The 3,257-nt window shown below is 73.3% G+C and carries 3 protein-coding genes and 1 pseudogene; 2 read left to right on the top strand and 2 right to left on the bottom strand.

Translation table 11 applies throughout. The features are described 5' to 3' along the window. Positions 1–30: 30 nt before the first annotated feature. Positions 31–378: pseudogene (locus tag ACFV4N_RS41775) on the bottom strand (LysR family transcriptional regulator); the annotation flags it as partial. Between the two features lie 18 nt (positions 379–396). Between ACFV4N_RS41775 and ACFV4N_RS41780 the strand changes: the two are divergent. Further along, a complete protein-coding gene (locus ACFV4N_RS41780; RefSeq protein WP_499678233.1) occupies positions 397–1,164 on the top strand; it encodes an SDR family NAD(P)-dependent oxidoreductase in 768 nt (255 codons plus the stop codon). 89 nt (positions 1,165–1,253) lie between these two features. Here ACFV4N_RS41780 and ACFV4N_RS41785 read toward each other — a convergent pair whose 3' ends face one another. Further along, entirely contained in the window at positions 1,254–1,664 is a 411-nt protein-coding gene (locus tag ACFV4N_RS41785) for a universal stress protein (protein WP_499678234.1), read from the bottom strand. A gap of 812 nt (positions 1,665–2,476) precedes the next feature. Here ACFV4N_RS41785 and ACFV4N_RS41790 point away from each other — a divergent pair. Further along, the gene (locus ACFV4N_RS41790; RefSeq protein WP_499678235.1) at positions 2,477–3,004 is read left to right on the top strand and encodes an antibiotic biosynthesis monooxygenase; all 528 of its coding nucleotides are present in this window, start codon (positions 2,477–2,479) and stop codon (positions 3,002–3,004) included. Positions 3,005–3,257 lie beyond the last annotated feature (253 nt).

Genomic DNA, 3,257 nt, shown 5'->3' on the forward strand with positions numbered 1-3,257 from the left:
CACCACGTCCACCGGGACGGCGTCCGGCTACGCGCCGTAGGCGTCGAGGACCGCGGTCAGCAGGCCGCTGTCCGCGCCCGGCTTCAGCACGAGCACCAGTCCCGGTTCCGGCCGCCCGGCCCGCTGCGCCCGCCTGCCCGCCGCGGCCACCGCGTCCAGCGCCCGGCGCGCCCCGTCCAGCAGCGCCTCGCCGGCCGGCGTCAGCTCCACCTTCCGGCTGGTGCGCCGGAACAGCACCACGCCCAGCCGTCGCTCCACCTGCCGGATCGCCCGGGAGAGCGGCGGTTGCGCGATCCCGAGGCGCTCGGCCGCCCGGCCGAAGTGCAACTCCTCGGCCACGGCCACGAAGTAGGTCAGCTCCCGGGTCTCCAGATCCATACCGCCACGGTATCGATCATGACCGGGACGATCATCGCCACCGACGGCGGGAGGTGGTGGTCTGGCGGCGTGAACGACACGAGGATCGCCCTGGTCACCGGGGCCAACAAGGGGATCGGCTACCAGATCGCCGCCCAGCTCGCGCGGTTGGGCGCGACCGTGCTGCTCGCCGCCAGGGACCGCGCGCGGCGGGAGCGGGCGGCCGCCGAGCTGGGCGTCCACCCGATCGCGCTCGACGTGACCGACGCCGCCTCCGCCGCGGCCGCCGCGGACGAGGTGGGGCGTCGCTTCGGCAGGCTCGACGCCCTGGTCAACAACGCCGGGATCACCGGCCCGCAGGCCCAGGCGCCGAGCGCGGTCGACCTCGACGTCCTGCGGGAGGTGTTCGAGACCAACGTGTTCGGCGTCGTCGCGGTGACCAACGCGATGCTGCCGCTGCTGCTCAGGTCACCGGCACCGCGCATCGTCAACGTCTCCAGCGGGGTGGGTTCGCTGACCGCGCTGAGCGACCCCGGGCACGAGCTGGCCGCGCTGCCCGCCGGCGTGGCGTACCCGCCGTCGAAGACCGCGCTCAACGCCGTCACCGTGCAGTACGCCAAGGAGCTGGCCGGCCGGGGCGTCCTGGTCAACGCCGTCGACCCCGGCTACTGCGCCACCGACCTCAACGGGCACCGCGGCCACCGGACGGCGGCTCGGGGCGCCGCGGTGGCCGTGCGCCTGGCGACCCTCGGCCCCGACGGCACGACCGGGGGCTTCCACGGCGAGGACGGCCCGCTGCCCTGGTGATGTCGGGCGCTCCGGCCACCGCCCCGCCGGCGCGGGGTGGTGACCGGAACGGGGTCCCCTTCAGCCGTGCCCCCTCAGTGGTCGTCCCCTCAGTGGTCGTCCCCGGTCGGGACCACCACGACCGGGCAGGTCGCGTACGTCAGGCAGTGCCTGATCACCGAGCCCATGACCGTGACCGCGCCCCGGCGGTAGCCGTGGCGGCCTAACACCAGGCCGTCCGCCGCCTCCGCCAGCGCCACCAGCGCCGGACCGGGCTCGCCGTCGAGCACCGCCTGCTCCACGCGCACGTTCTCGTGCGGGCCCAGGCGCTCCACGGCGTCGCGCACGACGCGCAGGCGGGCGCTGTGGAAGGCGTCCTGGGTGCCGTTGGGCGTGTGCATGCCGCACACCGACACCGCCACCACGGTGCCGCCGTCCCGGGTGTGGCGCACGGCCCAGTCGAGGGCCGCCGCACCGGCCGGCGAGTTGTCCACACCGACGACGATCTGCTTGGCGTCCACCGGGTTCCTCCTCGGACTGCGATGTCAGGAGCACGCGGGACCACCGCGCCCGACGATTTCCGACGACCGGTCGCCGCGAGGTCCCGTGAAGATGGTTGAGCAGTCGACCATTTCGGTCGAGAGTTCCCCGGTGGTCTTTACGCGGTTCTTACGCCTGCCCCTCGCGGTGGAATAGATAAGGAATACCCACGATTTTTGCCGCCCTTTACCGCCGCACTGCCGAACCACTCGGAATGCGGTCACGCACCGTTATCAGGCCGCCTCGGCGAACGGGATAGCGCCGCCCGCCGGCCCCGGGACCGGTGCACAGGCCCGGCCCGGCTTGGCCTGGGCCGACAGGACGGCGATCCGGTTGTCGCCGCGTCCCCGCACTGCGGCCCGCAGGCGCAGGCGAGCATCGGAGCCCATGGGGCCCCTCTCGAACTCGAACCCTTTTCGACGCTACCGATCGTCGCTCGCGTTCGCCGCAACGGATTAAGTGAATTTGTCGAGTCAATAACAGGGGTCACCGCCAAGGGGATACCCAAAGGCTGCCAATGCGCAGTTAAATCTATTTATTGACGTGCGACACAGGCCGCATTGCCTCGCAATGTATCCGATACCAAGAGTTACATGAGGTTATCTCACGCTGGAGCTGGAACTCGATCGCCGGGGAGGGCGGTGATCGCGACCCTGCCGCCGCCCGACGCCGCACGGCCCGCCGCTGTGGGCCGGCCGGCCTCCCCCACCCGCTGTGGCGGTCGACCGACCTGCCGGGCGACCGGTCACGTGACTGATTCGGGCCCGCCTCGCGCGGGCCTAGCGTCGCGGGCATGGACCTCGATCGTGACGATGCCCGAGTGATCACCCTGCACCACGACCACGTGCCCTTCGCACCGCGCCCCGACGGCCTGCTGGACGTGCGCCGGCTGGAGGGCGTGGAGGACGGGCACGTGGTCACCCTGGCGCAGTGGGCGACGCCCGTGGACCTCCCCGGCGCGGTGGCCTACCGCCGCTACCGCTCCGGCGGCCTGGGCAGTGACCGGGAGGTGGGGTGCGTGGTGCTGGTGGAGATCGCCTTCGACCGGCCGGGGGTCGCCGAGCGGTGGGTGGACCTGGTGTTCGAGGCGCTGGCCGAGGACGGCGCGCGCCCCGGTGGCATCTCGGCGCGCTTCCACGTGTCGCTGGACGGCACGCGGGTGCTGAACTACGCGGAGTGGGAGACCGCTGAAGCGCACCGGGACGCGCTGGCGGCCGGCGACGGCTCGGTGGGCGCGGGCGAGGCGTGGCGGCGCGTGCGGTCGTTCCCCGGCTTCCGGTCGAGCGACGTCCGGCGCTACCGGGTGGTCGCCGACCGGTAGCGGTGGGGGGCCGGGGGTGCGGGAGGGCACTTCGGCCCGCCACCGGAACTCCGGCGCCGCGCCGGCCGACCTCTTCGGAAACGGAGAGCTGCGGAGGTCATCGTGGAGCGTCGTACTTTCCTGCGCGCGTCGGCGTTGTCGGCGGGTGGGCTGGGCGCCGTGGCGGCCGGCGCGCCCGTCGCGTCGGCGGCGAGCCCGCTGCGGGTGCAGGTGCTGCTGTTCGAGGGGGTGGAGGAGCAGGACTGGGTCGCCC

The organism is Actinosynnema sp. NPDC059797, assembly GCF_042732085.1.
In the GTDB taxonomy this organism is placed as follows: domain Bacteria; phylum Actinomycetota; class Actinomycetes; order Mycobacteriales; family Pseudonocardiaceae; genus Actinosynnema.